Origin of the sequence: Rhizobium mongolense subsp. loessense (genome assembly GCF_900099775.1) — a bacterium.
GTDB lineage: Bacteria > Pseudomonadota > Alphaproteobacteria > Rhizobiales > Rhizobiaceae > Rhizobium > Rhizobium loessense.
On sequence record NZ_FMTM01000022.1, the window covers coordinates 1 to 26,958 of the forward strand.

Annotated in this window: 27 protein-coding genes and 1 pseudogene; 13 read left to right on the top strand and 15 right to left on the bottom strand. The window is 58.8% G+C overall.

The window, feature by feature from the left end; translation table 11 throughout:
• Window positions 1–500: 500 nt before the first annotated feature.
• The gene (locus BLP23_RS32310; protein WP_267890126.1) at window positions 501–1,289 is read left to right on the top strand and encodes an SAM-dependent methyltransferase; all 789 of its coding nucleotides are present in this window, start codon (window positions 501–503) and stop codon (window positions 1,287–1,289) included.
• Between the two features lie 88 nt (window positions 1,290–1,377).
• Here the strand turns inward: BLP23_RS32310 and BLP23_RS34875 are convergent.
• The 3 genes and pseudogenes from BLP23_RS34875 to BLP23_RS32320 all read right to left on the bottom strand — a co-directional run.
• A pseudogene (locus tag BLP23_RS34875) lies at window positions 1,378–1,559 on the bottom strand (transposase family protein); the annotation flags it as partial.
• Between the two features lie 34 nt (window positions 1,560–1,593).
• The gene (locus BLP23_RS34025; RefSeq protein WP_167364057.1) at window positions 1,594–1,734 is read right to left on the bottom strand and encodes a hypothetical protein; all 141 of its coding nucleotides are present in this window, start codon (window positions 1,732–1,734) and stop codon (window positions 1,594–1,596) included.
• 346 nt (window positions 1,735–2,080) lie between these two features.
• On the bottom strand, window positions 2,081–2,734 hold the full coding sequence (locus tag BLP23_RS32320; protein ID WP_092588739.1) for a TetR/AcrR family transcriptional regulator: 654 nt from the start codon (window positions 2,732–2,734) through the stop codon (window positions 2,081–2,083).
• A gap of 285 nt (window positions 2,735–3,019) precedes the next feature.
• Here BLP23_RS32320 and BLP23_RS32325 point away from each other — a divergent pair, with 285 nt between their 5' ends.
• From BLP23_RS32325 to BLP23_RS32350, 6 genes are all read left to right on the top strand, one after another.
• Window positions 3,020–3,580, top strand: a complete 561-nt coding sequence (locus BLP23_RS32325; RefSeq protein ID WP_092588740.1) for a TRAP transporter small permease — start codon at window positions 3,020–3,022, stop codon at window positions 3,578–3,580.
• Between the two features lie 10 nt (window positions 3,581–3,590).
• Window positions 3,591–4,871 carry a TRAP transporter large permease gene (locus BLP23_RS32330; protein ID WP_092588741.1) on the top strand — a complete coding sequence of 427 codons (1,281 nt, stop codon included), beginning with the start codon at window positions 3,591–3,593 and terminating at the stop codon, window positions 4,869–4,871.
• 76 nt (window positions 4,872–4,947) lie between these two features.
• Window positions 4,948–5,964 (top strand): TRAP transporter substrate-binding protein, encoded by a 1,017-nt coding sequence (locus tag BLP23_RS32335; RefSeq protein WP_092588759.1) that lies wholly within the window; start codon window positions 4,948–4,950, stop codon window positions 5,962–5,964.
• Window positions 5,965–6,028: 64 nt separating this feature from the next.
• Window positions 6,029–6,889 (top strand): shikimate dehydrogenase, encoded by an 861-nt coding sequence (locus tag BLP23_RS32340; RefSeq protein WP_092588742.1) that lies wholly within the window; start codon window positions 6,029–6,031, stop codon window positions 6,887–6,889.
• Between the two features lie 32 nt (window positions 6,890–6,921).
• Window positions 6,922–8,811 (top strand): bifunctional sugar phosphate isomerase/epimerase/4-hydroxyphenylpyruvate dioxygenase family protein, encoded by a 1,890-nt coding sequence (locus BLP23_RS32345; RefSeq protein WP_092588743.1) that lies wholly within the window; start codon window positions 6,922–6,924, stop codon window positions 8,809–8,811.
• Between the two features lie 456 nt (window positions 8,812–9,267).
• Window positions 9,268–9,768: a GFA family protein gene (locus BLP23_RS32350; RefSeq protein WP_092588744.1), complete on the top strand. Its 501-nt coding sequence runs from the start codon at window positions 9,268–9,270 to the stop codon at window positions 9,766–9,768.
• 243 nt (window positions 9,769–10,011) lie between these two features.
• Here BLP23_RS32350 and BLP23_RS32355 read toward each other — a convergent pair whose 3' ends face one another.
• The 3 genes from BLP23_RS32355 to BLP23_RS32365 all read right to left on the bottom strand — a co-directional run bounded on the left by BLP23_RS32355 (window position 10,012) and on the right by BLP23_RS32365 (window position 12,471).
• Window positions 10,012–10,212 carry a hypothetical protein gene (locus BLP23_RS32355; RefSeq protein ID WP_092588745.1) on the bottom strand — a complete coding sequence of 67 codons (201 nt, stop codon included), beginning with the start codon at window positions 10,210–10,212 and terminating at the stop codon, window positions 10,012–10,014.
• 186 nt (window positions 10,213–10,398) lie between these two features.
• Complete coding sequence (locus tag BLP23_RS32360; protein WP_233426894.1) at window positions 10,399–11,229, bottom strand: SDR family oxidoreductase; 831 nt, start codon at window positions 11,227–11,229, stop codon at window positions 10,399–10,401.
• 150 nt (window positions 11,230–11,379) lie between these two features.
• Entirely contained in the window at window positions 11,380–12,471 is a 1,092-nt protein-coding gene (locus BLP23_RS32365; protein WP_092588747.1) for an alkene reductase, read from the bottom strand.
• An 83-nt stretch (window positions 12,472–12,554) separates the two neighbouring features.
• Here BLP23_RS32365 and BLP23_RS32370 point away from each other — a divergent pair, with 83 nt between their 5' ends.
• Window positions 12,555–13,430 (top strand): LysR family transcriptional regulator, encoded by an 876-nt coding sequence (locus BLP23_RS32370; RefSeq protein ID WP_092588748.1) that lies wholly within the window; start codon window positions 12,555–12,557, stop codon window positions 13,428–13,430.
• A 428-nt stretch (window positions 13,431–13,858) separates the two neighbouring features.
• Here the strand turns inward: BLP23_RS32370 and BLP23_RS32375 are convergent, their stop codons facing one another.
• The 6 genes from BLP23_RS32375 to BLP23_RS32390 form a co-directional block, all read right to left on the bottom strand.
• On the bottom strand, window positions 13,859–14,560 hold the full coding sequence (locus BLP23_RS32375) for an IclR family transcriptional regulator (RefSeq protein ID WP_092588749.1): 702 nt from the start codon (window positions 14,558–14,560) through the stop codon (window positions 13,859–13,861).
• Between the two features lie 90 nt (window positions 14,561–14,650).
• Window positions 14,651–15,052, bottom strand: coding sequence for a PaaI family thioesterase (locus tag BLP23_RS32380; RefSeq protein WP_092588750.1), 402 nt, complete (start codon window positions 15,050–15,052; stop codon window positions 14,651–14,653).
• On the bottom strand, window positions 15,052–15,240 hold the full coding sequence (locus BLP23_RS34880; protein ID WP_233426895.1) for a hypothetical protein: 189 nt from the start codon (window positions 15,238–15,240) through the stop codon (window positions 15,052–15,054). The genes BLP23_RS32380 and BLP23_RS34880 overlap by 1 nt, the downstream gene beginning before the upstream one ends.
• Window positions 15,241–15,291: 51 nt before the next feature.
• The gene (locus BLP23_RS34885; RefSeq protein WP_233426896.1) at window positions 15,292–16,101 is read right to left on the bottom strand and encodes a citrate:proton symporter; all 810 of its coding nucleotides are present in this window, start codon (window positions 16,099–16,101) and stop codon (window positions 15,292–15,294) included.
• The gene (locus BLP23_RS34890) at window positions 15,999–16,355 is read right to left on the bottom strand and encodes a hypothetical protein (RefSeq protein ID WP_233426897.1); all 357 of its coding nucleotides are present in this window, start codon (window positions 16,353–16,355) and stop codon (window positions 15,999–16,001) included. The genes BLP23_RS34885 and BLP23_RS34890 overlap by 103 nt, the downstream gene beginning before the upstream one ends.
• A 90-nt stretch (window positions 16,356–16,445) precedes the next feature.
• The gene (locus BLP23_RS32390) at window positions 16,446–17,378 is read right to left on the bottom strand and encodes a hydroxymethylglutaryl-CoA lyase (RefSeq protein ID WP_092588751.1); all 933 of its coding nucleotides are present in this window, start codon (window positions 17,376–17,378) and stop codon (window positions 16,446–16,448) included.
• Window positions 17,379–17,733: 355 nt separating this feature from the next.
• On the opposite strand from BLP23_RS32390, the gene BLP23_RS32395 reads away from it, so the two are divergent.
• The 5 genes from BLP23_RS32395 (at window position 17,734) to BLP23_RS32415 (ending at window position 24,185) form a co-directional block, all read left to right on the top strand.
• On the top strand, window positions 17,734–18,978 hold the full coding sequence (locus BLP23_RS32395) for a CaiB/BaiF CoA transferase family protein (protein ID WP_233426898.1): 1,245 nt from the start codon (window positions 17,734–17,736) through the stop codon (window positions 18,976–18,978).
• 97 nt (window positions 18,979–19,075) lie between these two features.
• Window positions 19,076–20,041, top strand: coding sequence for a Bug family tripartite tricarboxylate transporter substrate binding protein (locus BLP23_RS32400; RefSeq protein ID WP_092588754.1), 966 nt, complete (start codon window positions 19,076–19,078; stop codon window positions 20,039–20,041).
• A gap of 10 nt (window positions 20,042–20,051) precedes the next feature.
• On the top strand, window positions 20,052–20,531 hold the full coding sequence (locus BLP23_RS32405) for a tripartite tricarboxylate transporter TctB family protein (protein ID WP_092588755.1): 480 nt from the start codon (window positions 20,052–20,054) through the stop codon (window positions 20,529–20,531).
• Complete coding sequence (locus BLP23_RS32410; RefSeq protein ID WP_092588756.1) at window positions 20,531–22,045, top strand: tripartite tricarboxylate transporter permease; 1,515 nt, start codon at window positions 20,531–20,533, stop codon at window positions 22,043–22,045. The genes BLP23_RS32405 and BLP23_RS32410 overlap by 1 nt, the downstream gene beginning before the upstream one ends.
• Before the next feature lie 382 nt (window positions 22,046–22,427).
• Entirely contained in the window at window positions 22,428–24,185 is a 1,758-nt protein-coding gene (locus BLP23_RS32415; RefSeq protein WP_267890125.1) for an adenylate/guanylate cyclase domain-containing protein, read from the top strand.
• A gap of 635 nt (window positions 24,186–24,820) precedes the next feature.
• Here the strand turns inward: BLP23_RS32415 and BLP23_RS32420 are convergent.
• From BLP23_RS32420 to BLP23_RS32430, 3 genes are all read right to left on the bottom strand, one after another.
• Entirely contained in the window at window positions 24,821–25,891 is a 1,071-nt protein-coding gene (locus tag BLP23_RS32420; RefSeq protein WP_092588757.1) for an adenylate/guanylate cyclase domain-containing protein, read from the bottom strand.
• Window positions 25,892–25,894: 3 nt separating this feature from the next.
• Window positions 25,895–26,386, bottom strand: coding sequence for a Rab family GTPase (locus BLP23_RS32425; RefSeq protein ID WP_233426899.1), 492 nt, complete (start codon window positions 26,384–26,386; stop codon window positions 25,895–25,897).
• Window positions 26,387–26,401: 15 nt separating this feature from the next.
• Window positions 26,402–26,958: OmpA family protein (locus tag BLP23_RS32430; RefSeq protein WP_139187151.1), on the bottom strand; the 557-nt coding region annotated here is incomplete at its 5' end.

The following is a 26,958-nucleotide window of genomic DNA, read 5'->3' on the forward strand; positions in this document are numbered from 1 at the left end:
GACATGGTCAGCAATTCCACCGGCACAAGCGTGTCGGTTACGCGAGCGACCTTCACGTCGCAATTGCAGCGAGGGGTGTGAACTTCTTGCCGTGATCCGGGCGACCAGTCCTTCATCAAACGCCGGGTGCCGATGAACGGCGCTCGTGCTTGATCCGAGATAAATACGAACCATTACCGCCCGGTCAGCGACCCGGGTCACGCCCTGCAGGTAGCGTCCGGATCGACGACAGCGCACTGCCGAGTAGATATTCCTTTACTTCGTCCCTGACCTGACGAAATGGAGTGATCAGACGACGACCTGCTTTCCCGGAATCTCGACAGCCATGGCTACGGTGGTTATAGTTCCACAGGACCGGCGAGAGTTGAAAATCGCAGTCTCTCGAAGGATGATCCGCAACGTTTTATCCCTGTTAGCGGGATCTTTCGGCGTATCGTCGCTCGTCGCAAAGGTGTTCGATCATTGCGAGAAGGCGCGCCAGAGGCATTCGATCGACGATCATCGAGGCGGCGCAGGAGCATAAAAAACGCCACATCGCCTCAAAGCTGCTCCTCGACCGGCCGGACCTTAAGATACTCGACATTGGTTCTGGCTGGGGGGGCCTCGGTTTGTACCTGGCCGAGGAGACCGGCGCGGACGTCACGGGCCTCACCTTGAGCGTCGAGCAGCACAAGGTATCGCAGGGGCGCGCTACCGCTGCGGGCCTCGCTGATCGCGTGCGTTTTTGTCTGCGTGATTATCGTAAGGAACTTGGTCAATATGATCGGGTGGTTTCGGTCGGCATGTTCGAGCATGTAGGCAAGAGGAATTACGAGGAGTTCTTTGCCAGGCTTGGCGATTTCCTGACCCCCGACGGCGTCGCGCTGCTGCATTCGATCGGATACTCCGATGCGCCTGCTCCGATCAATCCATTCATTCGCAAGTACATTTTCCCAGGAGCGGATATTCCGTCGCTTTCCGAGGTCTTCGCGTCCGTAGAGCGTGCGGGCCTAGTTGTGACCGACGTCGAAATTCTGTGTCTGCACTACGCGGATACCCTCCGCCACTGGCGTCAGCGTTTCATGGCTAATCGTCAGCGCATTGCGGCACTCTATGACGAACGGTTCTGCCGCATGTGGGAATTCTATCTCGTTCTGTGCGAGATCGGATTCCGCTTTCGCTCGATGATGGTATTTCAGATGCAGCTTGCCAAGCGGGCAGACGCCGTCCCGCTCACCCGTGATTACATGGCAAACTGGGAACAGGCCCATAGTACGATGGCAAACTCTGGTGTACGGGCCGCGGAATGAGGTGGCGTCACTAGCAAGCGCGCTGGCCCGAATCGCCGCTAGCGCCCACGTTAATGAACGTAGGGTTCGCTCTTTATTTGATCCGAGGGACGGGCAAATCTTGAAGACTGCGGTTGGACCATCCGTGCCGATTTCGGGTCGGCTGTCCGCAATCGGGGCAAATGCCAAACGCCGGACGACAGCAGAAAAAACCCAGCTGTCTCCATCGGTGAGCGCGACGGCCAGAACTTTAATCTCTGGGCCAGGTGACCATTTTGTTTTCGTTAGGATGCCAATTCATAACGGCAGCTTGTCTAACGCCGAGTCAACCACACAAATTGAGGAAGACCCCTTTATTGTAAAAACGCGGCCGTTTTTCGTGTCGGAGGGAGATCGGAATTGAAAGCGCGATCAGGACCAGCGCGAAGCCGGCGGCAAACAGTGACGCCATCGCAAGAGTGGTCATTCTGTTACTCCTGAGAAAACGGAGTCCGCGGTTTGATAGACGCGCACTCCAGAGGATCAGCGGGCGGCGTCGATAATCTGACCATCGTCAGGATCCGGTAACGCGGGGAGCGCGATGTGGCCCGAAGTGGATCTTTGGAGAAAATTTCCCCTTTTATGCAAAGAGTGCGCCACGCAAATGAACGCCCTCTCGCATTACCGGTATCGGCGGCCGCGGCTACGAGGAACCTTCAGGCCTTGTCGAGTTGGACATCTGCCTTACTCATTCGCACAACCGGTTGTTCGCAGCGGCCGCTCCTCCTTCTTCCGACACAACATGGTTGATCGCCGCCGCAAAGCGGCCTGCGTCAATCGGGCGACGGGCAGGACTTGAGATAGCTGACGACGGCATCGGCGATCATTCCGCGGTGCCGGTCGATGGTCTCGCTTTCCGAGAGATCCCGCCTGAAAATCGTGCCGAAGGTATAGCGGTTCGAGACGCGGAAGAAACAGAAGGCGCTGATCATCATGTGGACATCGATCGGATCGGCCTTGCGATGAAATATGCCCTGTTCGAAACCACGTTCCAGGATTTTAGCGATCGTCTCTATGACCGAGACGTTAAGGTCGCGGATGGCATCCGAGCGCAGCATATGCGCGGCGTGATGAATGTTTTCGATGCTCACCAGCCGGACGAAATCCGGGTTGGCCTCGTCGTGATCGAAAGTCGTTGCGATTAGCGTGCGCAACGCTGCTTCCGGCTCAAGGTTCGAAAGCTGAAGGTCGGCTTCCAGCGAGCGGATCTTGCGGTAGGACTGCTCCAGCACGGCGAGATAGAGACCTTCCTTACTTCCGAAATAGTAATAGATCATCCGCTTCGAGGTACGGGTCTTTTCCGCGATCGCATCGACGCGCGCACCCGCGAGGCCATGGGTCGCGAACTCCTTCGTCGCGACGACGAGAATATCCGCCTGCGTCCGCTGCGGATCGTTCTTTCGTCCGTTTTCAGCCCGCTCCGCCATCTCTCTCACGACCATATTCCCTAAACCGCTGTTTCCAATCGTCAAAACGGGAGCCTTAACGTGGAGGATGCCATTTCATGCGCGCTCGACGACAAAGTCATATTCACCTTGCACGTCCGTTTCAATAGAACACCGCTTGACATTCGAACTAGTTAGTACATTTTGAAAGCAAGGCAACATGTCCCAGAGGAGGGGCGCGAGGTCTCCGTTCAGATGCGCGTCGGCGCGCGACTGGGGACGTCGGAAGATCACTTGGATCTGTTGCCCACGCTTTGGGAGGAGCGAATGACCCGCATCATCGATTTCTATTTTCTCGTGCTGAAGGCGACGATCGCGCTCTTGCTGGCAGGCATGGTCGTGCTCGTCTTCGGCAACGTCGTCCTTCGCTATGCCTTCAATCAGGGCATCACGTCCTCCGAAGAGCTGTCGCGGATGTTCTTCGTCTGGCTGACATTTCTCGGCGCGGTCGTCGCAATGCGCGAGCATGGCCACCTCGGTGTCGATTCCGTGCTGCGGCGCCTGTCACCCACGGCTGCCAGAATGGCTGCGCTCGCCGGGCATGCACTGATGCTGCTGGCAACCTGGCTGATGATCAGCGGTGCCTGGACGCAGACCCTGATCAACGTCCATGTGGCAGCACCGGCGACCGGGATTTCGATGGCATTCTTCTACGGCGCCGGTCTGGCGTTCGGCATCCCGGCATTTCTCATTCTCCTGTGGGACGCATTCGCGATCGCCACGGGCCGCATCGATGTCACGACCGTCGAACTTGTCCGCGACAGTGAGGAACAAGTCGCGCTTGAGGATCACGATCCGGCACTTGCCAAGCTCGTGACAAAGCATTGAGGGGCGGGAAATGACTGTATCCATCTTCCTCGGAGCACTTCTCGGTCCCATGGCGCTTGGGGTGCCGATCGCCTTTGCCCTTATCATCAGCGGCGTTGCGTTGATGATGTATCTTGACATGTTCGATGCGCAGATCGTGGCGCAGAACGTGCTGAACGGCGCCGACAGCTTTCCGCTGATGGCGGTGCCTTTCTTTCTTCTTGCCGGCGAGGTCATGAATACCGGCGGACTTTCTCGCCGCATTGTCGACCTTGCCATGGCGATGGTGGGCCATGTCCGCGGCGGCCTCGGTTTTGTCGCCATCTTCGCCGCCTGTGTCCTTTCGAGCCTTTCCGGGTCGGCCGTTGCCGATGCAGCAGCCCTGGGCGCGCTTCTTTTTCCGATGATGCAGAAGTCCGGACACGACCCTGCGCGCGCCGGCGGCCTCCTCGCCTCAGCTTCCGTTATCGGGCCGATCATTCCTCCGTCGATCGGTTTCATCCTCTTCGGTGTGGTGGGCGGCGTTTCGATCACCAAGCTTTTTCTGGCGGGAATTTTCCCGGGGCTTATGATCGCAGCCGCACTCTGCGTGACCTGGCTGATCGTTGCTCGAAAGGAGCAGTTCGCACTTCCCCCGAAGCAGAGCGGCGCGGTGCGTCTCAAAGCCTTCATCGACAGCATCTGGGCCTTGATGCTGCCGGTCATCATCATCGTCGGCTTGAAATTCGGCGTCTTCACGCCAACCGAAGCCGGCGTCGTTGCCGCAGTTTATTCGCTCTTCGTCTCGATGGTCATCTATCGCGAACTGCCGCCGGCGAGACTGTTTCATGTCTTCGTGGCGGCCGCCAAAATTACCTCCGTCGTCATGTTCCTGGTTGCCTGTGCGGCGGTTTCCGCCTGGCTGATCACAGTTGCCGACGTGCCCGGCGAACTCGCGGCCCTAGTCGAACCGCTGATGGACAATCAGACCCTTCTGCTGCTCGCCATCATGGTGCTGATTGTCGTCGTCGGAACCGCCATGGACATGACGCCGACGATCCTGATCATGACGCCGGTGCTGATGCCGATCATCAAGCAGGCGGGCATTGATCCGGTCTATTTCGGCGTTCTCTTCATCATCAACAATGCGATTGGCCTGATCACGCCGCCGGTCGGCACTGTGCTCAATGTTATCTGCGGCGTCTCGAAGCTCTCGATGGAAGAGTTGATGAAGGGCGTCATGCCCTTTCTCATCGCCGAACTGATCGTTCTGTTTCTGCTCGTCCTGTTTCCGCAACTGGTGACCGTCCCGGTCTCCTGGTTCGGACACTGATCGCAGTTCGCCGGCAACGGCGAACGAATTTCAACGCGGCCGGAGGGAGATGCCGGCCAAAACCTGGGAGGAAGACATGCTGAATAAATTGACGAAGCTGGCATTGGGATTGGCGTTGCCGATCGCACTGCTGGCATCCGGCCCGGCCATGGCCGAAATCCGCGAGCACCAGCTGAAATTCGCGTCGGCGAACAACAAGGGCCATCCCCAGGTCATGGGAATGGAGAAATTCGCCGAGCTCTTGAAGGACAAGAGCGGCGGCAAGATCGAGGTCAAACTCTTTCCCGGCGGTGTGCTTGGGGGCGACGTTCAGACCGTCTCGGCGCTGCAGGGCGGCGTGATCGAAATGACGGTGCTCAATGCCGGTATCCTTGCAAGCAATGTCAAGCCGTTCGGCGCCGTCGATCTGCCCTTCCTCTTCAATAGCGGCGAGGAAGCAGACAAGGTGATGGACGGACCGTTCGGCTCCGGCCTGATGAAGCTTCTGCCAGATACCGGCCTCGTCGGTCTTGCCTATTGGGAGCTCGGTTTCCGCAACCTGACGAACAATCGCCACGCAGTCACCAAGCTTGAGGACATCAAGGGCCTTAAGATCCGCACGATCCAGTCGCCGATCCCGATCGAGCTCTTCAACAGCCTTGGCGCCAACGCCGTTCCGCTTCCATACACCGAGCTTTATACGGCGCTCGAAACCGGCACCGTCGACGGCCAGGAAAATCCGGCTGCGAACATCATCAATGCCAAGTTCTTCGAAGTGCAGAAGTACATGACGGTGACCCGCCATCAGTACAATCCGCAGATCGTGCTCATCAGCAAGAAGTTCTGGGACGGGCTCAACGATGAAGAAAAAGCCCTCTTCCAATCGGCCGCAACCGAGGCGCGCGACTATCAGCGCAAGGTTTCGCGCGAGATGGACGCCAAGGCGATCGAAGAGATCAAGAAAACCGGCATGGAAGTCAGCGAGCTGAGCCCGGAAGAGACGCAGAAGCTGCGCGACGCCGTCAAGCCGTTGATCGACAAGTTCAGCCCTCAGATCGGCGCAGAAACGGTCGCTCAGCTCATGAAGGAACTCGACACCGTTCGCGGCAAATAAGCGAAGGATCGGGCCGGCTGCTGCGGGCCTGGTCCCTTTCTCATCGGAACCACGGAAAAGACGGATGGCCGAAACAATCATAAGACCGCTAAAGGCCGGCCTGATCGGCGCCGGCATCCAAGCGTCGCTGACACCCGCCATGCATATGAAGGAGGGTGCCGCCCAGGGTCTGAACTACGAGTATGAACTGATCGACCTTAACCGGATCGGGGCCTCGCCAGCCGACCTGCCGAAACTTCTGGCTAAGGCCGAAGCTCAAGGTCTTGCAGGTCTCAACATCACCCATCCCTGCAAACAGATCGTCATCCCTTTTCTGGACGACCTGTCATCCGAGGCGCGGGCTCTGGGGGCCGTTAATACCGTCGTTTTCAAGGATGGGCGGCGATATGGACACAATACCGATTGGTGGGGCTTTGCCGAAAGCTTCCGTCGCGGGCTGCCGGAGGCCGATCTTTCTTCGGCCGTCCAGCTCGGTGCTGGAGGCGCAGGCGTTGCGACCGCTTATGCAATGCTCTTTCTTGGTTTGCAGAGGTTGGTCGTCTTCGATTGCGAAGCGCAACGTGCTGCGGCCTTGACGGAAACGATGGCGCGGCTCTTTCCCGCTGCTTCCATCATCGCCGGAACGGATCTGGCATCCGAGATGGGGCAGGCAGCCGGCCTCATACATGCAACGCCGACCGGAATGACGAAGTATCCGGGCACCCCCTTGCCGCCGGAACTGCTTGAGGAACGGCACTGGGTCGCCGAGATCGTCTACTTCCCCTTGGAGACCGAACTGTTGAGGCAAGCGAGACATCGTGGGTGCCGGACGCTCGATGGCGGAGGCATGGCGGTCTTCCAGGCCGTTGGCGCCTTTCGTCTGTTGACGGGACGAACGCCGGATGCCGCCCGAATGCTCGCGCATTTCAAGGCCATGACCGAATAACCCTCCATACGACAGCACAAGGGAGCAGGCCGATGAAGACGTCTATAGCGACCGTATCGTTGAGTGGCGATCTCCGCGACAAGCTCGAAGCGATCGCCAAGGCCGGTTTCGATGGTGTCGAGATATTCGAAAACGACTTCCTCATCTTTGATGAAAGCCCGCGTCAGGTCGGCAAGATGGTGCGCGATCTCGGGATGGAGATCACGCTATTTCAGCCGTTCCGCGATTTCGAAGGCATGCCCGAGCCGCTTCGCAGCCGCACATTCGATCGTGCCGAGCGCAAATTCGACGTCATGCAGGAAATGGGCACGGATCTGGTACTCGTCTGCTCCAATGTGTCGCCGGCATCGCTCGGCGGTCTCGACAGAGCCGCGGCCGACTTTCATGAACTTGGCGAGCGCGCGGCAAAGCGCGGGCTGAGGGTGGGTTACGAGGCGCTCGCCTGGGGGCGGCACATTCACGATCACCGCGACGCCTGGGAGATCGTGCGACGTGCCGACCATCCCAACATCGGCCTTATCCTCGACAGTTTCCATACGCTGTCGCGCAAGATCGATGTCAACTCGATCCGCTCGATCCCGAAAGAAAAGATTTTCATCATCCAGCTTGCGGATGCGCCCCTGATCGACATGGATCTGCTTTTCTGGAGCAGGCATTTCCGCAACATGCCCGGCGAGGGCGACTTGCCGGTCCTGGACTTCATGAAAGCCGTGGCGGCAACCGGATACGAAGGATATCTGTCGCTGGAGATTTTCAACGATCAGTTCCGCGGCGGCTCGCCCACGGCAATCGCAGTCGATGGCCGGCGCTCTCTGATCTATCTCGGCGATCAGGTAAAGCGGCAGGAGCCGGAAAGCTCCTTGCCCGTCCCCGCGATGCCGCCGCGCGCCTCCGTCGAAGGTGTTGCTTTCGTCGAGTTCACGGTCGACGAGGACGAAGCGCCGCAACTCGAAAGGTTGATTGCAAGCCTCGGATTTCGAAAGGTTTCGAGACACAAGACCAAGAGTGTCACAGTCTTTCGCCAAGGCGGCATCAATCTTGTCGTCAATACCGAGCAGAAGGGCTTTGCCGGCGCGTCATACGCAGTCCACGGCACGACGGCCTATGCTGCCGGCCTGATGGTCGACGATGCGATGGCGGCAGTCGAGCGCGCCGTGGCCCTGGGCGCCGAGCGCTTTCGGCAACCCCTCGACGCTGGCGAGATCGAGATGCCGGCCGTACGCGGTGTCGGTGGCGGCATCCTCTACTTCCTCGATCCCAAGACGGAGCTCGCCCGCATATGGGAGATCGAGTTCGATCCGGTCGAAGACACGACAGCGCCTGAGCCTGTCGGGTTGCAGTCGATCGATCACATCGCCCAGACCATGAAATATGAGGAATTGCTCACCTGGCTGCTGTTCTACACATCGATCCTCGATGCTCATAAGACGCCGATGGTCGACATTATCGATCCGTCCGGCATAGTGAGAAGCCAGGCCATAGAAAATGCCGACGGGTCGCTGCGCATCACCATGAACGGCGCCGAAAACCGCAACACACTTGCCGGCCACTTCATCGCCGAAACCTTCGGCTCCGGCATCCAGCATCTGGCCTTCAAAACGCAGGATATCTTTTCCGCTGCCGCTGCCCTTTCCGCTAACGGCTTCGTATCCCTTGCTATCTCGCCGAACTATTATGACGACCTGGAAGCCCGTTTCGGTCTCGACGCGGAGTTTGCGGAACGGTTGAAGGCAAACAACATACTCTATGACCGCGATGAGCATGGCGAATATTTCCAGCTCTACAGTCCCACCTACGGTGAAGGTCTGTTCTTCGAGATTGTCGAAAGGCGCGGCTATCGGGGATACGGTGCGGCAAACGCCATTTTCCGCATCGCTGCGCTCAGAAAGCATCTGCGCCCGGCGGGCGTACCACGGGCCTGACGGCAGACTTACTGATCTTTGCGAAAATACTGGTCAGTTATCACGCTTTCCTGCGCCGTGCTTTTCGATCGTCGACCGCTTCCCTTGCCGCATCGACCGCGCTGTCGTCTTGAGACACGACCTTCCCTTGCCGTTGTTCCTCATAGGCCGCGGCTTCATGGTGCGGTCGACCATCACCTGTGAAGGTTTGTGCAAGCCATTGCCGTGCACCAACGGCCGTTATCTTGCGGACCGAGATAACTTCGCTACCGCTTTGTATCCCGCGGAATTTGCGGAACGATTGAAGGCGACCGCTTAACCGACGGTCGAGAAGGCGTGATCGGGTCCATTCTTTTGGGCTGGCAAACCACGCCCACTAACACCGGAATTGGATCTGCTCTGGGGAGGCTGGACGATCAAAAGACGAAAATCTAAAAGAGATTAAGCCCAAACCCGCCTCTTGAAGGAGGAGAAAGAATGAAACGCCTCGAGATGGAGGTGAGCGGCGGCTGCCAGTGCGGTGCCGTGCGCTACCACGCAACCGCTATGCTCGACAATTCGCATCTCTGCCATTGCCGCATGTGCCAGAAAGCCTCGGGCAACATCTTTGCCGCCCTCGTCGCCGCGCCCGATGATGCGCTCACCTGGACACGCGGCAAGCCGAGCGTCTGGAAGAGCTCGGAGCTTGTCGAGCGCGGCTTCTGCGCCAATTGCGGCACGCCATTGTTCTTCCACCACCTCGAAAACGGCCGCACCAATCTGATGATCGGTTCGCTTGACGATCCGCACGCCTTCTCGCCGCTTGCCAATACCTGCACCGAGAACATGGTGGCATGGTTCGATACGATCACGGGCATAGAAAATACCGGTGCGACCGAAAACAACGGCGCCGACTGGGCCGCGGCGATCAAGGAGAGCAACAACCAGCACCCCGATCACGATACCACCTCATGGGCGGTGAGGGGGCGTGATGGCTGAGTCCTAGTCCGGCGCTTGCCAGTGCGGCGCTGGCCGTTGCCGCTATTCCGAAAAGCCGTCGTGCCGGAAACCAACGACAGCAACAGCTTACTTTCAAGATGATGCACGCAGGGTGACTGAAGGTTCTGCTCTTTGGCTAATGCGTGCGTCGAAGCAGCCCGTCAGCGTCCGGCCCCAGCTCCCAAGAACCCGCCGTGAGGAGCAGCTTCGATAATTTGGAGTTCGGCCGTCACGCCTGCATTCCTATTCGGCGATCTTCAGCTTCGCGATCGGAGCGCACATCTCGCCACCGCCGACGACGAAGCCGCCGCCATGGATGTCGAAATAGGCTACTTCCGCGAGGCGCCCCCTGGTTCCCTCCGGATTGGCTCGGCGGAGTTTTGCGCCGTTCGGCAACGCAATCACCGTCGCCGATCCCTGAAACCCGGCTGCGAGCGGTCGCATCTGAGCGGTCCTCTCAGTCAATTAGGTTTGGGCCTGCGGACTAAATTCGTCGGCACGGGGATCACCTGCTCCGGCCGTTTAAGTGCTGTCGGATCACTTTTCATAAGTCCTTCCTCCATGATTTTCTGATTCAGCCGAAAGACAGGCGCCCATCTCGTTACTCTTGAAATGCCGGCCCACTATTCATCACGAAATTAGCTGCTGACTTTTCGCCCATCGCGTGATCGCATCTCGGGGTGTAGGCGCGGGTCCAAAGAAGTGTTCTTGTTGCGAAATGTTCGAAACGTAGACGCCCTTCTTGAAGAACAGGAACATCTGAATCAGATCATACCCAAGCTCGGAGAACAACTTTACCGGGCGAGCGAGCAAGCGGAAAGCCAACCACGGCACGACCCGGACCTTAAGACGTCTCTTCGTAATTTCGGAGACGATATCGGCGATCTCTTGCTGGCTCTTGGGGCCATCGCGCCAGCCGACATCGATCGATTGATTGTTGATTTCACTACCAGGAAACGTCGCGGCTTTGGCGAGATATGAGGCCAGATCATCCGTCAGCACATAGGACCATCTCGTGGTCTTATCGCCCATCGCCAGGAACCGGCCAGCTTTCACACCCTGCGCAATATAGTCTGTGCTCTGATCGAGAAATGAGGGCGCGCGGACAAATACATATGACACCCCGGAGGCCTTGATCAGATCCTCGGCCACTTTCTTGGCGTGGAAATGTGGCACTGCCGACGCAGCCTCGCAGCTGACGATGCTGAGAAAGACAAATCGGCCAACATTGGCTCTTGCTGCCGCCTCTATAAGATTCTTGTTACCCTGAAAGTCCGTGTCGAGGCTTCCCTTCATGTAACTGTTAGCCGAGCTGACGACGATGTCCACGCCCTGCAAAGCACGATCCAATGATCCTGGATCCATCATGTCGCCGCGCACCCATTCGACATCGGCGTTCTCATTTGAGGGCGCGCCCTTACGCGACATCGCAACGACGGCAACGCTCGCATCAAGCGTCAAGTTGCGAAGAATCTTCGCTCCGAGGAACCCTGTTGCGCCGACGACCAGGACCTTCTTTTTCGCCGTCGCGCTTGAGCCTTCGGTCTCGGCGAGTGCCTTCTTATCCGAGGCAGTCGAGGGATTTGGTGATAGAGTCAATCTAATCTCCTGTCATGAACTAATATCGGTCCGGGCGCTCAGGACGGGGTAATCGATGTAGCCCTGTGCGGTGCCGCCGAAGAAGGTGTTGTGGTCTGCCTCGTTCATCGCTGCATTAGCCTTCAGCCGCACGACAAAGTCCGGATTGGCGAGAACCATCTGACCATAGGCTTCGAGATCGGCCAGGCCCGAAGTCACGTCGGCGCCGATCTGATCGCGCGGACGACCCGGCCGGTTAAGGATCAGCGGGTGGTGCCAGAGCTTGCGGATGTCGGCCAGCAACGGCTCGTTACCTTGGTGCATGATGTGCACATAGGCGAGCCCGAGGTTGTCGAGTTCGGCGACGAGATGGCGATAGAGATCCGCCCCTTCAGCGCCTTCGTCTATTCCCCACATCGTCGTGCCGGGGGACAGTCGAATTGCGGTTCTGTCCGCGCCGATCTCCTCTGCGATCGCAGTAGCGACCTCGATGGCGAAGCGGGCGCGATTCTCCATGGAGCCGCCATATTCGTCCGTGCGTGTGTTGGCACTCGGCGCGAAGAACTGCTGAACTAGGTATGCGTTCGCGCCGTGGATCTCGACGCCGTCGGCGCCGGCCTCGATCGCGGAGCGGGCCGCGTGGCGGAAATCGACGACGGTCTGGCGCACTTCTTCGGTCGTCAGCGCGCGCGGCTTGGGAATGTCCTGCATTCCGGTCGCCGTGAACATGCCTGTTCCCGGCGCGATCGCGGACGGTGCGACACCCTGGCGGTGATGCGGCGTGTTGTCGGGATGCGACATGCGTCCGGCGTGCATGAGCTGGATGAAGATGTGGCCGCCTTTGTCGTGCACGGCGGACGTGATCTTCCGCCAGCCGGCGACATGGGCGGGCGTGTAGATGCCGGGTGTGGTGAGATAGCCCTGGCCGTCATCCGACGGCTGGGCGCCTTCGGTGACGATCAGACCGACGTCGGCGCGCTGGGCATAATATTCGGCAGCCAACTCTCCTGGCGTACCATCGAGGGCAGCGCGGCTGCGGGTCATAGGCGCCATCACCAGCCGGTTGGGAAGCATGCAGCGGCCAATGCGGGCCGGGGTGAACAGTGGATTCATTAGGGTCTCCATTCGTTGGAGTTCTTGTCCACTATTCCAATCTCGGGATAAATCCAGCACAATTGAAATCAGTTTTCCATCTGTGGAGCAATCAGATGAGTCATTTGAACGACATGGCGCTGTTCGTGGAGGTCGCTAGAGCCAGGAGCTTTCGGAAGGCTGCGGAGGCTCTCGGCATGCCAAACTCCACTCTGTCGCGACGCATCAGCGAACTGGAGAAGGCAATCGGCTTGAGGCTCCTGCACCGCACGACGCGCAAGATCGAGCTCACCGAGGCCGGCCAGCTCTATTATGAACGAAGCAAGTCAATCGTTGACGAGGCACGGCTCGCGCACGAACAGCTCGGCGCGATGCTTGAGCAGCCGAGCGGCGTCCTGCGGGTTTCGCTCCCGGTCGACCTCGCTACTTTTTACCTCACGCCGATCATCGGCGATTTCGCGCGGCACTATCCCGGCATCACGTTCGAATTCGACCTGAGCCCACGCCGTGTCGATCTGGTCGCTGAGCCGTTCGACGTGGCGATCCGCATAGGCAAACTGGAAGATTCCAGTCTGATCACTCGCCTGATCGGGCGGCATCCGCGTCACCTCTATGCGTCTCCTGGCTATATCGAAGCGTCAGGCGAGCCCGCCACACCGGCGGACCTAGCGAAGCATGAATGCATCGGCATGCTGCGGAGCCCGACCTGGACTTTGCACCAGGAGGTAAACAAGGTCGATGTCTCCGTTCGCGGCCGCTTCACGCTCAACAGCGTCGGGATGATCCGCGCCCTGGCGGTCAACGACCAGGGCATCGCCCTGCTTCCCGAGAAGATCGTTGCCGAAGACTTGGCGACTGGCCGGCTCCGACCCATCCTGCCCGAATGGCAGGGGTCGACGGTCAGCATTTACGCCGTCACCGAAACTCGCCTTATTCCAGCCAAGACCCAGCGGTTCATCGAATTCCTGTCCTCCAGGCTGATGGAAGCTTGAACCTGGAGGTTCTTATGGAAGCACGCGGGATCGGAAGCTTTCGGATAGTTGCGGTTTTGATGGTCTAAGACCGGAATGGGGGCGCGTTGCAGACCGACTGCTCATGTCAAGACCAGTACGTCGGCAGCGGGGCCGTCTGCTGACCGTCCGCTGCTAGGCGGTGCAACACGAAAACCGGACACATGGCCGCCCGATGCTAAGGTCTGAACTTGGCCAAAGGCGACCTTTAGCTCCGCTGCTCTCGAGGGCGGTAGCGGGTGGTCAGCGGTCGTCCGCTACGACTAAGGGGACGGCCGCGACGCGGGCTTTTCGGACGCTTGCGATACCACGTCGACAGGCAGCTAAGCCACCATTTAAGCGTGCTGAACGCCGCCTCGTCGGATGCGAGCCCCTGGGCGGATAATAGAACGATTGAATGCGTTTCTGAGTTAACCGCTTCTCTGCGCCCCCAGCTTTTTCGATAGCTCTTTCGCGACCCGCTTCAGCACCTCAAGGTGTGCGGACTGAGCCTCCGGCGTGAATCTCTGCATCTGCACAGTAAGTCCAAGAGAGCCCACGAGAGCGTTCCCCATCCCGAACACGGGTACGCCGATCGCACCTGTCTCCGGATCTCGTTCGCCAAGCGAGATGTAGTAGCCTTTCTCGCGGATGTCGTCGTAGAATAGCCCCGGCGCTCCAGAAAACGCCATCAGGATCCTCGCTGTCGCACCCTTGTCGAGAGTCAAAGATGCACCCTCTTCCAGATAGTGGCGGAAGATGCGATCCGCATGATGTCGGAAGAGGCAGACGCGACGGTCGCCGTCCTTGATGTAAAACGCCGCGGTTTCCTGCGTGATTTCCACCAGTTCACGTAAAGCCGGCCGAACGTAGTCTGCAAGATTAAAGGTCCGCTGATACTGATTCCCTAGCCGATATAGCGACGAGCCAAGACGGAAGCGTCCATCCGCTTCCCGATGCACGTAGCCAAACCGTTCAAGGGATCCGGCGAGCCTTAAAATCGTGCTCGGATAAAATCCCGTCTTCTGCGAGAGTTCGTTCAACGTCATCCGTGGATCGTTGTCGCCAAAAGCGTCGAGGATGGTCAACGCCCGTTCGACGGCTTCCACCCGCTGTTCCTTCTGAGCTGGCATAAATGGCTCCAATTTGAATTCTGCCCTGCAGAATTAGATAGCGGCTCCGCCGTGTGCAATTCAATTCTCGTCTTCCTCGAACAGGCGGGATCACTGGATTCCGATTATTTTCCAGACGCCCTGGGCCGCGGCGACCTGTCGCCCCTCCACGGTCAGCTCGCCCCTCATGAATACGAGATGCCTCGTCTGCCGGACGATCGTACAAGCGATATCGACCGTTTCTCCAATCCTGACCGGCTCGAAGAATTGCATGTCGAACTGGGCAGTCGCTTGCGCTCTACCAGGATCGTTCTGTCGTGCCGTCTTCCCCATGGCGCGGTCAGCGAAGGTCATCAGCATCCCGCCCTGGACGAAGCCGGCGCGGTTCCTGTGCTTCGCCTCGGTGTGAAACCTGAAGCGCCCCTGGCCATCTGCGAGTTGCTGATAGTAGACCGGGCCAACCAGATCGATGAAACCTTCGTCCTCCTCTGTGATCCACTTCACTTCTTCCATCAGCCAATCGGTCCTTTCCAAGGGATCACGCCGAAGATGAGCGCCCCCGCGAGCATCGCGACCATCAGGCCGATGACCCACAAGATCGAAGCGCGCTGGTTCTCCCCGTAGGTGATGTCCAGCAAGGCGACAAGGAGGTAGGTCGACGCAACGAGCGGGCTCAGTAGGTGTAGTGGCTGTCCGACCAACGATGCTCGCGCCATTTTCGCAGACGTAATTCCGTACGCGGTGGCGGTCTTCTACAAGATGGGAAGAACGCCGAAATAGAACGCATCATTCGTGACGACGTAGGTAGCTGGCCCGCTCAGAAGGGCAATGAAGGGAGCAAGATACGGTCCCAACCAAGCGGGCGTGACGTAGAGCAGGCTGTTCGACATCGCGTCCAGCACGCCCGTGCCGTTGAGGATCCCGGTAAAGATGCCCGCTGCCAAGATGAGAGAGACGACGGCCAGAACATTGTAGGCGTGGGCGCTGAGACGCTCCTTTTGATCGTCTATGCTCGGATAGTTGATCAGCAGGGCGAGCGCCGTCGCCACCATGAAGAGAATGGGCAGCGGCAGAAGCCCCTGGATCAATGCGTAGATTAGCGCAACGGTGAGGGCGATATTGAAGGGCAGTCTCCCCGGGCGTCTGAAGTCAGGAAGCTCGCGAATGCCTTCTTCTATCGCGGCGATGTGCGTGGGGCAGATTTTTCCGAGGCGGCGGCGTTCGTTCAAGCCGAACAGAACAGCGACGACGAGGGTGTAGGCGATTCCGGCGAGCATGGCGGGGATCAGCGGTACGAAGACCTCGCTTACGTCGAGATGCATGGCGCTGGCGGCCCGTGCCGTAGGCCCGCCCCAGGGGAGTATGTTCATGACGCCGATGGACATCAGCAGGAGCGTCGCCATGTATTGGAGACGAATTCCGAGCCTCCGGTAGATCGGAAGAAGAGCGGCGGTACAAATCACGTATGTTGTCGCACCGTCGCCGTCGAGAGCGACCATGGTACCAAGCATGGCGGTGCCGACGATGATCTTGAGCGGATCACCCTTCGCGAACTTGACCACCAATCGAATGAGCGGATCGAACAGCCCGCATCCGTCATTATGCAGAAATAGATGATCCCGAAGAACAGCATGGCGGCCGTCGGCGCGAGCTTCACGAGACCATCCATCATCATCTCGCCGATCTGCCCGCCAGCCCCTGCGAGGAACCCGAAAACGATAGGAACGACCATGAGAGCGACCAGCGCCGTCATGCGCTTCGTCATGGTCAGCGTCATGAAGCTGGCGACCATCGCATACCCAAGAAATGTCAGCATCTCTCTCCCCAACGATCGCGCGCGAATCCTGCTGCGAGGGACAGCCGCGCGGCATCGTAATTTCTTGAAATTCAGTGCGTGCTTCGCGCATTACGCGTAACGGAACCCCTTCGGGAGACCTGCATCTTGGACGTGGCCGTAGAGGATCTCACCTGGCAGCCCCGAAAGAATGATCGCACGCGCCGCGATCAGCTTGTCGATGTCGATTCCAGTCTTCAGGCCCATTGCCTCAAGCATGAACACCAGGTCTTCGGTGACGATGTTTCCCGTCGCCCCCGGAGCGTATGGGCAGCCGCCCAGGCCCGCCTGCGAGGAATCGAAGGTGGTGACGCCGACCTCGAGAGCCGCGACAACGTTCGCAAGTCCCTGCCCGCGCGTGTTGTGGAAATGCGCGCCGCCGGCTTTGTTGCCGAGTTCCGTGTCGAGACGGGTGAAAAGTCTCTTCACCTGCGCCGGATTGCCGTATCCGGTCGTGTCAGAAAGGCCGACTGAGTCCGCGCCCGCTTCCGCGAGCATGACCGCAAGTTCGATCACCCAGTCTTCCGAGATTTCGCCCTCCATGGTGCAGCCGAAGGCGGTAGAGATACCAACTTCCACACCTGGGCGATATCCATCGGATTGCGCTTTCCTGAGCTCGCAGACACGCGCCACCTCCTCGACCGCCTCCTCTACCGATTTGTTGATATTCGCCCTGCTGTGGGCCTGCGACGCCGAAACGGGCATGGTGATCTTGTGGGTCCGCGCATCGAAAGCCGCCAGGGCGCCGCGCAGGTTAGGCACGAGTGCGAGAACCGTCAGATCGGGAATTCCAATGGCGCCCGTCACAACGTCGGCGCAATCGGCCATTTGGGGCAGAAGTCTCGGTGAGACGAACGACCCAACCTCGATTTCAGAAAGACCAGCTTCTGCGAGCGCGCCAATCCATGCGATCTTTGTTTCTGTAGGCATAGCGCGTTTGATGCTTTGCAGGCCGTCACGCGGCCCGACTTCGCTGATAATGACGTTGCGGTTTTCAACTCCCACGGCAGAGCCTCCATTTCTCTTATGCAGAATTTTCTTCTATTAGACAGAAATTTGGTTGTGGTCAAATCCGATGCACAGAGATGCATTCAGGATCTGCTGAGCGTAGGTCCCACGCTCCGCGACGGACTGCACTTGGGAAACGGAGAATTCATTTAACCTGCAAAGCCTTATCCAGCTTTTCAGGTCACAATTCCCGACTGCCAATCTGGTCCACCGTCCCAAAGGCCCAGCGACGAGCCAAGCTAATTTCGGGTGCGGTGCAGCATATAAACTTCTTGACACACCTCGGTATTGTCGTCAGTTTTTGCGTTAAGCAGAATTGATTTCTATCAGACAGAAACTTTGGGGGATGCCGTTGACCCGGACCTTTCGCGACACAGCAGGTCTTCCGCTCGTGGGGATCAAGGTGGTCGAGTTCTCGCACATGATCATGGGTCCGAGCTGCGGCATGATCCTTGCCGATCTGGGGGCAGACGTCGTGAAGGTCGAACCTTTCCCGAACGGCGACAACACACGCCGTCTGAACGGCTCCGGAGCCGGCTTCTTCCCGACGTTCAACCGCAACAAGCGAAGCATCGTCCTCGACCTGAAGTCTGGCGACGGTCGCGCCGCGGCTGAAAAGCTCGTTGGTGGCGCCGACGTCCTGATAGAGAATTTTCGGCCAGGCGCGCTAGACAAGCTTGGCTTCGGCTATGACACCATCAAGGCAACCAACCACGCTCTCGTCTATTGCTCTCTCAAGGGCTTTCTTTCGGGACCGTACGAACATCGGGCCGCCCTGGACGAGGTCGTGCAGATGATGGGCGGTTTGGCATATATGACAGGGCCGACAGGTCGTCCACTACGTGCCGGAGCGTCGGTCAACGACGTGATGGGCGGCATGTTCGCTGCGATTGCGATCCTTGCCGCGCTTCAGGAGCGATCCAAGACCGGTAAGGGCCAACTCGTCCGCAGCGCCCTTTTCGAAAACAACGTCTTCCTGGTCGCCCAGCACATGCTTCAGATGGCTGTCACCGGTCAGGCTGCCGCTCCGCTTCCGGAGCGCATCTCCGCCTGGGCAGTGTACGATCTCTTCGACACGGGCGACGGCGAGCAGATATTCGTAGGCGTCGTCAGCGACACGCAATGGTCGGCTTTCTGCAAGTCCTTCGGCATGGAAAAGTTTCTGTCGAATCCTGACCTTCAGACAAATGCGGACCGCGTCGTACATCGCGGCGAGTTCATCCCGGAGATCAAGGCGATCTTCAAACACATGACACTGGAGGACGCCCTTGCCCGGTGTGAGGAGATTGGGCTTCCGTACGCTCCGATCGCCAAGCCGCAGGACCTTTTTGACGATCCGCATGTGAACCGGCCGGGCGGAATGGTCGATATCGTTCTTCCGAACGGCACGCCCTCGAAGGTCCCCACATTGCCGATCGATTTCGACGGCCAGCGCCTCGGCCTGCGGCTGGACATACCCAGGTGCGGCGAGCACACCGCCGAAGTCCTGCGCGCGATCGGTTACTCGGACGCCGAAATCAACAGAATGGCCACTGACGGTTCAGTCGCTTGCGAGCCTGTATCGGCCGCTGCCGACTCTCTGCGCAAGAAGGCCTGAAACTGGCCGAGGCCGGATGGGAGATCCGGTGGAAGTTCAGATTTTCCGGACGCGCTCCGGACAGGGCAATGGTGCCCGAACATGGGAGGAAAAAGCAATGAAACGTCGCCAATTCCTGGCGTCTGCAGGCGTCGTCGCAGTCATGACCGCAATGCCTCGACTCGTTCAGGCGCAAACCATCGACAAGCTTGAGATATTCGTTCCCGCCGCCCCCGGCGGCGGGTGGGACCAGACGGCGCGCCTCATGGACTCTGTGATGCGTGAAACCGACTTTATCGGCAGCTCCCGCATCACCAACGTCGGCGGGGCAGGCGGCACCATTGGCTTGCCCCAATTCATCAACCAGCACAGAGGCGACGGCAATGCCCTCATGACCGGTGGCATGGTCATGGTTGGCGCGATCCTGACCAACAAGTCTCCTGTTGATCTTTCGGCGGTAACACCGATCGCACGCCTGACTGGCGAATACCTCGCTATCGTCGTGCCGGCAGCATCCCCGTTCCAAACCATGAAGGATCTCGTCGAAGCTCTCAAGAAAGACGTGGGATCGGTTTCCTGGGCCGGTGGTTCCGCAGGGGGCAGCGACCACATTCTTGCAGGCATGGTCGCCAAGGCGGCGGGGGTCGATCCGATCAAGGTTTCCTATGTGGCCTTTGCCGGCGGCGGCGAGGCAATGGCGGCGCTCCTCGGCAATCAGATTTCCTGCGGCGTCTCCGGCTGGGGCGAGTTCTCCGAACAGGTCGCCGCCGGCAACCTGCGCGTCCTCGGCATTTCCGCCCCCGAACGGGTTGCCGGCATCGAGGCACCGACCATCAAGGAGCAGGGCCTGAACGTAGAACTGCTGAACTGGCGAGCGGTCTTCGCCGGCCCCGATCTCTCCGACGAGCAACGCAACAATCTCATAGACCTCGTCACAAAGATGAACGCCAGTGAGAAGTGGCAGTCGGAACTGAAGGCACGTTCCTGGACGCCGCTGTTCCTGGCCGGCGACGAATTTGCGAAGTACCTTGAGGAAGACACGAAGCGCATCTCGGGCATCCTCAAGGATCTCGGGCTTGCGTGAGGCCGGTTCCATGACACCGATGCGCGGCTTCGAACTGCCGGCAGTGGCGCTTTGCGTCATCGCCCTTGGGGTAGGCGTGGTCTTCATGACCACGCAGATCCCCGTTCCCCCAACATATGCCAAGGTTGGTCCGACAATCTTCCCCTACGCCGTGGGTGTTGCGATGATCTGTCTGGGCGGTCTGCTGCTCCGGGACGGCTTGTCCCGGAGATGGTCCTGCGAGGCAAACGAACTCGATACGCCGAGACCTGACCTCGGCCCTATGGGCTGGGTGGTCGCCGGCCTGGCGATCAACCTGATCCTGATCAGCTACGTCGGGTTCATTCTTTCCTCCACGGCAATGTTCGTGTTCGTCGCAAAGGCGTTCGGCAGCCGGCGACTTTGGCTTGCTGCGCTTGTCGGCTTCTTGCTTGCACTCCTGGCGTATTATGGTTTCGCGCGGCTCCTCGACCTGCGCATGGGCAGCGGCCTGATTGAGGACCTTTTCTGATGGATTCCTTCGCTTCTCTCGCACACGGGTTCGCCGTTGCACTAACTCCCGTAAATCTCATGTGGGGTCTGGTGGGTGTCACGCTCGGAACTTTCGTCGGCGTCCTTCCGGGTCTCGGTCCAGCATTGACGATCGCAATGCTGCTTCCGATCACGTTTCAGGTAGAGCCCACGGCTGCCTTCATCCTCTTCGCAGGCATATACTTCGGTGCGATGTTCGGTGGATCCACGACTTCGATCCTCATAAACACGCCCGGCGAAAGCGCCACCATTGTGACTGCGCTGGAGGGGCACAGGATGGCAAAGAACGGTCGCGGTGGTCCTGCCCTTGCGACCGCGGCGATCGGGTCATTCGTGGCAGGCACTCTGGGTGTCATCGGGATTACCCTGCTTGCACCAATCATCGTCAAATTTGCTCTGACCTTCTCTCCGGCCGACTACTTCGCCCTGATGCTCTTGGCGTTCGTCACCGTCTCCGCCGTTCTGGGCTCGTCGATGATCCGAGGTCTTACCGCCTTGGTTCTTGGCCTTCTGGTCGGCCTAGTGGGTGTCGACCTCCAAACCGGGCAGGCGCGTTTTGCATTTGGTCAGATGGCCCTGCTCGACGGCATCGACGTCGTCATCGTCTGCGTCGGCCTGTTCGCGATCGGGGAGACCTTGCACCTGGCTTCGCGCTACCGGGCGCACAAGGAGCAGATCATCCCTATCAAAGGGTCGCTTTGGATGACGAAGCAGGACTGGTCCCGCTCCTGGAAGCCTTGGCTCCGCGGCGCCTTCGTCGGCTTCCCGATCGGAGCAATGCCTGCGGGAGGTGCCGAAATCCCGACATTCCTGTCCTACTTCATGGAGAGGAAGTTCTCCAGAAACCCCGAGGAATTCGGCCAAGGCGCCATCGAAGGAGTCGCTGGCCCCGAGGCAGCGAACAACGCCAGCGCGGCGGGCGTGTTCGTGCCCTTGCTCACGCTTGGTCTACCCACCTCCGCGACAGCGGCGATCATGCTCTCGGCCTTCCAGTCCTACGGGATCAACCCCGGCCCGCAGTTGCTCGTCTCCCAGCCCGACCTCGTCTGGGGCCTGATTGCCAGCCTCTACATCGGAAACATTCTTCTGTTGGTCCTGAACCTGCCGCTCGTCGGTCTATGGGTTCAAGTTCTTAAGATTCCAACGCCTTACCTCTATGCAGGTATCCTGCTCTTCGCGACGATCGGGACCTACGGCATCAGCCAGTCTGTGTTCGACTTGGCCTTGCTCTACGGCATCGGAGTCGTCGGCTTCTTCATGCGCCGGTACGACTTTCCGACCAGCCCCGTTATCATCGGGATGATCCTTGGTCCGTTTGCCGAGCAACAGTTCCGGAGGGCGATGACGATCAGTCAGGGCGACTTGTCGGTGTTCTTTACGAGGCCCATCTCGGTGACTCTGATCACCATCTCTGTCCTCGCGCTGGTGATGCCCGTGATTTTTGGCTTTCTACGCTCCCGCAACGCCGCGTGTACGGACGCTGAGACACTGTGATCTCTACGGTGGGGAAGCTCGCTTCTAGCGGTCGGATGAGATCGGAGGTTCAGAAATCGCTTGATGGATAAGATGTGAGGCAGGCATGGGGCCGGGAGCGGGCTGTCCGCTTTCAAGGCCCGAACTGCAATAGCGGCCACTCAGATCAGAGGCAGGCAGCTCCGCCAACGCGGTCATTGCGACCTGTTTGCCATGCGCGCGATGCGCGAAATGAACGTGACCAAGCAGGATTAGCTGCCTTCACACCCTAGTCGAAAAGCAAGGAGGGGCTGGATGGCGACGCACCGGCCTTCTTCCAAGGACTTTCGAAATTGAGCCGAGCGCCCCATGGGGGGCTCGTGCTATAGTGCGTGCCTTAAAACTGGGAGAAAGGTACGAGTCCGTGGGCCAGCCCCAGGTGGATCGCAGACTGGCAGCTATTCTGGCTGCCGACGTCGTGGGCTTCAGTCGGCTGATGGGAGTCGATGAAGCCGGAACGGCGCGTGCGCTGCGGGGCCACCGCGAAGCCATCTCGCCGATTATCACAGACCACGGCGGTCGGATTGTAAAGACCATAGGCGACGGCGTGCTACTGGAGTTCCCCTCGGTCGTCGCGGCCGTCGCGTGCGCAGCGGCCATCCAGAAGTTGATGGCGGAGCGAAATGCGGTGGCACCTGCCGATCAACGGATGCTGTTCCGCATCGGAATCAATCTCGGCGACGTCCTGATCGAGGGCGATGACATTCTGGGAGACGGTGTCAACGTGGCGACCCGGCTTGAGGAGATTTCCGAGGCCGGCGGAATCTGCATCTCCGAAGACGTATACCGACAGATCGATGGCAAGGTCGATATTAGTTTTGCCGATATGGGCTTGCACCACCTTAAGAATATCGCGCGCCCGCTGAGGACCTTCCGAGCGCACCTCGAGCAGATCATCCCGTTGCGGGCGCCTGGACCCGCGTTACCGGACCGGCCATCGATCGCAGTACTGCCGTTTGGGAACATGAGCAGCGATCCGGCACAGGACTATTTTGGCGACGGCATCGTCGAAGAGATTATCATCGGGCTGTCGCGCATTCGCTGGCTCTTCGTTATCGCCCGCAATTCCAGCTTCACGTACAAGGGGCGCGCTGTCGACGTGAAGCAGGTCGGGCGCGAATTAGGCGTGCGCTACGTGCTGGAAGGCAGCGTGCGCAGGGCGGCCAATCGAGTGCGCATATCTGCCGAGCTTGTTGAGGCCACGACGGGCGTACATATTTGGGCGGATCGCTTTGAAGGGGAACTGGAAGACATTTTCGAACTGCAGGACCGCGTAACCTCGAGCGTGGTCGGCGCCATCGGACCGAAGCTCGAGCAGGCTGAGATCAAGCGGGCCAAGCACAAGCCTACCGAGAACCTCGACGCCTACGATTACTTCCTGCGGGGCTCGGCAGCCTTGCATCGCTGGAGCCGAGAAACCAACAATGAGGCTCTGCGGCTCTTTTACCGCGCCATCGAACTCGATCCGGAATTTGCTGCGGCTTACGGCATGGCGGCGCGCTGCTATTCTCAGCGGAAGGCAAGTGGTTGGATGGTCGATCACGCGCAGGAGGCTGCCGAAACCGAGCGGCTGGCCCGGCATGCAGCGGCCCTGGGCAAGGATGATGCGGTGGCGCTCTGCACCGCTGGAATCGCTTTCGCGTATGTTCTTGGCGCACACGATTATGGCGCAGATTTATTGCAACGTGCTCTTGGGCTCAATCCCAATTTGGCCTCAGCATGGCTGTTCAGCGGGTGGGCCAGGATTTGGCTTGGCGAACCGGAGGGGGCAATCGATCATCTCACGCGGGCCATGCGGCTCAACCCACAAGACCCCCAGATTTGTAATGCGCAAGCCGCAATGGCCGCCGCCTACTTCTTTGCTGGCCAATACGCGGATGCGTCATCATGGGCGCACGCGGCCATTCGTGAGCAGCCGGTCCACTTCATCGCAACCTGCGTCGCTGCAGCAAGCCACGCACTGGCTGGACAAGCTCCAGAGGCCACGGAGGCGATGACACGATTGCGTCAGCTTGATCCCGACTTCCGCCTCTCCAGCCTCAACGATTTCTTCCCGATCCGGCGACCGGACGACGCCGCGCGATGGGCCGATGGTTTGCGAAACGCGGGCCTGCCACCGTGACGACTCATTTCGCTATGCGAGAAACCTGACCGTAATTCGACGATGTCGCGGTCATGCCGGCGGGTAGGGCTGCGAGGACTGTCGCTTTATCTTTAAATGTAAGACTCGTTGGCCAATGATTTCAAATGGTTGCCGTGCCACTTAATTTGGGATTTTGCAGTTAATGCGAGATTTTGACTTGGCTTTTGGGAGATTCAGGCGATCGAGATAATCGATGGTGCCTTGGCAAATTGACGCATTTCCTGGTGAAGTCGATGAAGCGCTTTGGGATGAAGCGTGCAAACGCGCAGACGGCATTCGGGAATTCCTGAAGCATCGAACTGGTCCGATGACCACCGCAGAGGTCTGGGGCAGCTCACAGTACAGCTAAAAAGCAGCCCGAATGGCCGAAATGACGGCGCAAAGCGGAAATATTTCCGCCTCGGGGCCGAGAGCAGTAGGTCCGCTTGTGGCGCAGGAAGAACGATAGCGGACTTAAATCTCCAGGATCCGATGTTCTGAGTTGACCCAGGACAGACCTTTGGCGGTCGCTCGGTGGTCGACTGCTTCGCTCACCTCTGCGGACATTCGAAACCATGATGTTTGATGAGTTTGAGATGCAATGCGTTCCAGGATCGGCACTGCCAAGCGGCGAATCAAGCCGAGAGCCGCCACATTCGCACACGACCTGTACCACGCAATTCCGTTTCCTCGAGTAGGTCGCAAGCAAATTTTGGTCCAAGCAGTTGGTGAGTTGCATCCGAAATACGGATCTCATCGGGCTCCGCGGACGTTTGAATGCGTGAGGCGAGATTAACGGTCTCGCCCCACAGGTCATAGGCGAACCGCCTTTTGCCTATGACGCCAGCGACGATTGGTCCCGAGTGAATACCAATTCTGAGTCTCAGCGGTTCTCCTGCGAAGCGTTCGCGCTTAACCGCCTTCCGCAGTTCAAGTGCATAGTGCGCGAGGGCTTCTGCATGATCGGATCGCGCGGTGGGCAGGCCAGCGACCACCATCACACAATCGCCGATTGTCTTGATCTTTTCGCAGCCGTATCGTTCCGAGAGCCGATCCGCCGCCTTGAAGAAGTAATTTAAGATAGCGAGCGTCGTCACCGCTCCGACGCTCCGCGTTCTTTCCGTAAAACCGACGATGTCGGCAAAAAGCACACTCACCTCAGCGTGGTTGTCTGCAATTTTTTTGTGCGCTTTTAACCGCTCCGCGATCGACGCCGGAAGAATGTTGAGGAGTAGGGATTCGGCGCGCTGGTATTCACGCGACAATCCCTCCTGGCTCTTCCTCAACGCCTCGTTCGTCGATTGTAATTTCTCGTTGAGTTGACGCTCCCTCTCTTGCAGGAGCGTCATTTCATAGGCCTTCTGTTGAAGCCGCTGCTTGTTGTCGCGTTCGGCAGTGGCGTCAAGAAAGAGCAGCCACACGCAGGCATTGCCGGCAAAAAGATGAAGGTCCGCGACACGCCCGCTGGGCAGTTCGACCATGGCCATATGATATGGAAGCTCCGGGCAAGGCAGCAAACCTTCCATAAATTCAAGCTGATCGGCAACAGGCTTGCCAATGCGAAGCGATGAGAGCCCGTAATGTTTAACGTTACCGCCCTTCGCAGCTATGCAAAGCTGGGCGTCAATTTTCAGATATGCGACAGAGTGCTCATTGTAGAAGAAATCGTAAATCCAGCTTCCGACTTCTCTTGGCAATCTATGCATGGTCTATTTGGTGACCATCGAAGCAAGCTGACGAAACGCATCATCAACATGTTCACCCGAAAGCGCACTTGTTCGATAGATTTGCCATCCAAGATCCCTGAGTTCGTTAATCTCACTATCCGATATTGCCCACCGATCGGCCAGGTCGGATTTGTTGAACAGCAATACAAACGGCATAGCGCCGAATTCGGCCTCGGCCCGCTCGCGCAGAGTGAGCGCCACGGCAAGAGTAGCGGCGCGGGTTCCATCGACGACAAGCACGAGCCCGGACGCACCCCGCACATTGCTGACGCGGAATGAGCCGATATCGTCTTCGCCGGCCAAATCCCACAAAATTAGATCCACCGTTTTGTCCGGGAGTGCGACACTCTTCTTGTCGATTTTCACTCCCACCGTGGTCAAGTAGGTATCTGAAAAGATGCTTTGCACAAACCTGCGAACCAGACTCGTCTTTCCGACAGCGAACCCACCCAACATGCAGATCTTTTTTTGCAATATCCTAGCTCCGCACTACTCCAGGCTTACCGTAATCGAAACCCGGCGATTGGTGGAGCTCCCAGTTCGACTATTTTCAGGCACCACCGGCTCAAAGGTGCCAGCGCCCCGAACCAGCAGCAGTTCCGGAGCGACGCCGCGCTTGTTGAGAAGCGCACGAACTGTCTCGGCGCGGGCGGCGCTGATCGACACGTTGGCCGTCTCACGGCCCGTGGCGTCCGCATGGCCGGTCAACATGAACCGCGCTGTTACGCCTGACTTGCGGGCATTTTGGGCCAATTCCTTTATTTGATCCGCCAACCTGTCGAGGACCGGTATCTGCTCTGGTCCCGGCACAGCTTTGCCGGAATAGAAGAAAATATCGGTCGCCTGGATGGCCTCTCTCAAATAATTAAGTTCTGCAAGGTTCAGCTCACGCAGCTGCGAGACATCCAGAACCACTCCGTCCACCGAAAGTTGTTCTGCGGCGGCCCGCGCCCGGTTGATCCAGTTGGCAGGAGCCTCACCCACGACAACGATGCGACCCTGGACGATCGAAAGCAGAACAGATTTGGGCGGAGCCAGCGACGCCG

What these genes read in the sequence shown, in the direction of transcription:
- BLP23_RS32340 (WP_092588742.1), top strand. Translation starts at nt 6,029, where the DNA reads ATGGCCGAAACAATCATAAGACCGCTAAAGGCCGGCCTGATCGGCGCC.
- BLP23_RS32330 (WP_092588741.1), top strand. Translation starts at nt 3,591, where the DNA reads ATGACTGTATCCATCTTCCTCGGAGCACTTCTCGGTCCCATGGCGCTT.
- BLP23_RS32400 (WP_092588754.1), top strand. Translation starts at nt 19,076, where the DNA reads ATGAAACGTCGCCAATTCCTGGCGTCTGCAGGCGTCGTCGCAGTCATG.
- BLP23_RS32325 (WP_092588740.1), top strand. Translation starts at nt 3,020, where the DNA reads ATGACCCGCATCATCGATTTCTATTTTCTCGTGCTGAAGGCGACGATC.
- BLP23_RS32350 (WP_092588744.1), top strand. Translation starts at nt 9,268, where the DNA reads ATGAAACGCCTCGAGATGGAGGTGAGCGGCGGCTGCCAGTGCGGTGCC.
- BLP23_RS34025 (WP_167364057.1), bottom strand. Translation starts at nt 1,734, where the DNA reads ATGACCACTCTTGCGATGGCGTCACTGTTTGCCGCCGGCTTCGCGCTG.
- BLP23_RS34890 (WP_233426897.1), bottom strand. Translation starts at nt 16,355, where the DNA reads ATGCTGACATTTCTTGGGTATGCGATGGTCGCCAGCTTCATGACGCTG.
- BLP23_RS32410 (WP_092588756.1), top strand. Translation starts at nt 20,531, where the DNA reads ATGGATTCCTTCGCTTCTCTCGCACACGGGTTCGCCGTTGCACTAACT.
- BLP23_RS32355 (WP_092588745.1), bottom strand. Translation starts at nt 10,212, where the DNA reads ATGCGACCGCTCGCAGCCGGGTTTCAGGGATCGGCGACGGTGATTGCG.
- BLP23_RS32345 (WP_092588743.1), top strand. Translation starts at nt 6,922, where the DNA reads ATGAAGACGTCTATAGCGACCGTATCGTTGAGTGGCGATCTCCGCGAC.
- BLP23_RS32365 (WP_092588747.1), bottom strand. Translation starts at nt 12,471, where the DNA reads ATGGAGACCCTAATGAATCCACTGTTCACCCCGGCCCGCATTGGCCGC.
- BLP23_RS32375 (WP_092588749.1), bottom strand. Translation starts at nt 14,560, where the DNA reads ATGCCAGCTCAGAAGGAACAGCGGGTGGAAGCCGTCGAACGGGCGTTG.
- BLP23_RS32420 (WP_092588757.1), bottom strand. Translation starts at nt 25,891, where the DNA reads ATGCATAGATTGCCAAGAGAAGTCGGAAGCTGGATTTACGATTTCTTC.
- BLP23_RS32380 (WP_092588750.1), bottom strand. Translation starts at nt 15,052, where the DNA reads ATGGAAGAAGTGAAGTGGATCACAGAGGAGGACGAAGGTTTCATCGAT.
- BLP23_RS32370 (WP_092588748.1), top strand. Translation starts at nt 12,555, where the DNA reads ATGAGTCATTTGAACGACATGGCGCTGTTCGTGGAGGTCGCTAGAGCC.
- BLP23_RS32320 (WP_092588739.1), bottom strand. Translation starts at nt 2,734, where the DNA reads ATGGCGGAGCGGGCTGAAAACGGACGAAAGAACGATCCGCAGCGGACG.
- BLP23_RS32335 (WP_092588759.1), top strand. Translation starts at nt 4,948, where the DNA reads ATGCTGAATAAATTGACGAAGCTGGCATTGGGATTGGCGTTGCCGATC.
- BLP23_RS32405 (WP_092588755.1), top strand. Translation starts at nt 20,052, where the DNA reads ATGACACCGATGCGCGGCTTCGAACTGCCGGCAGTGGCGCTTTGCGTC.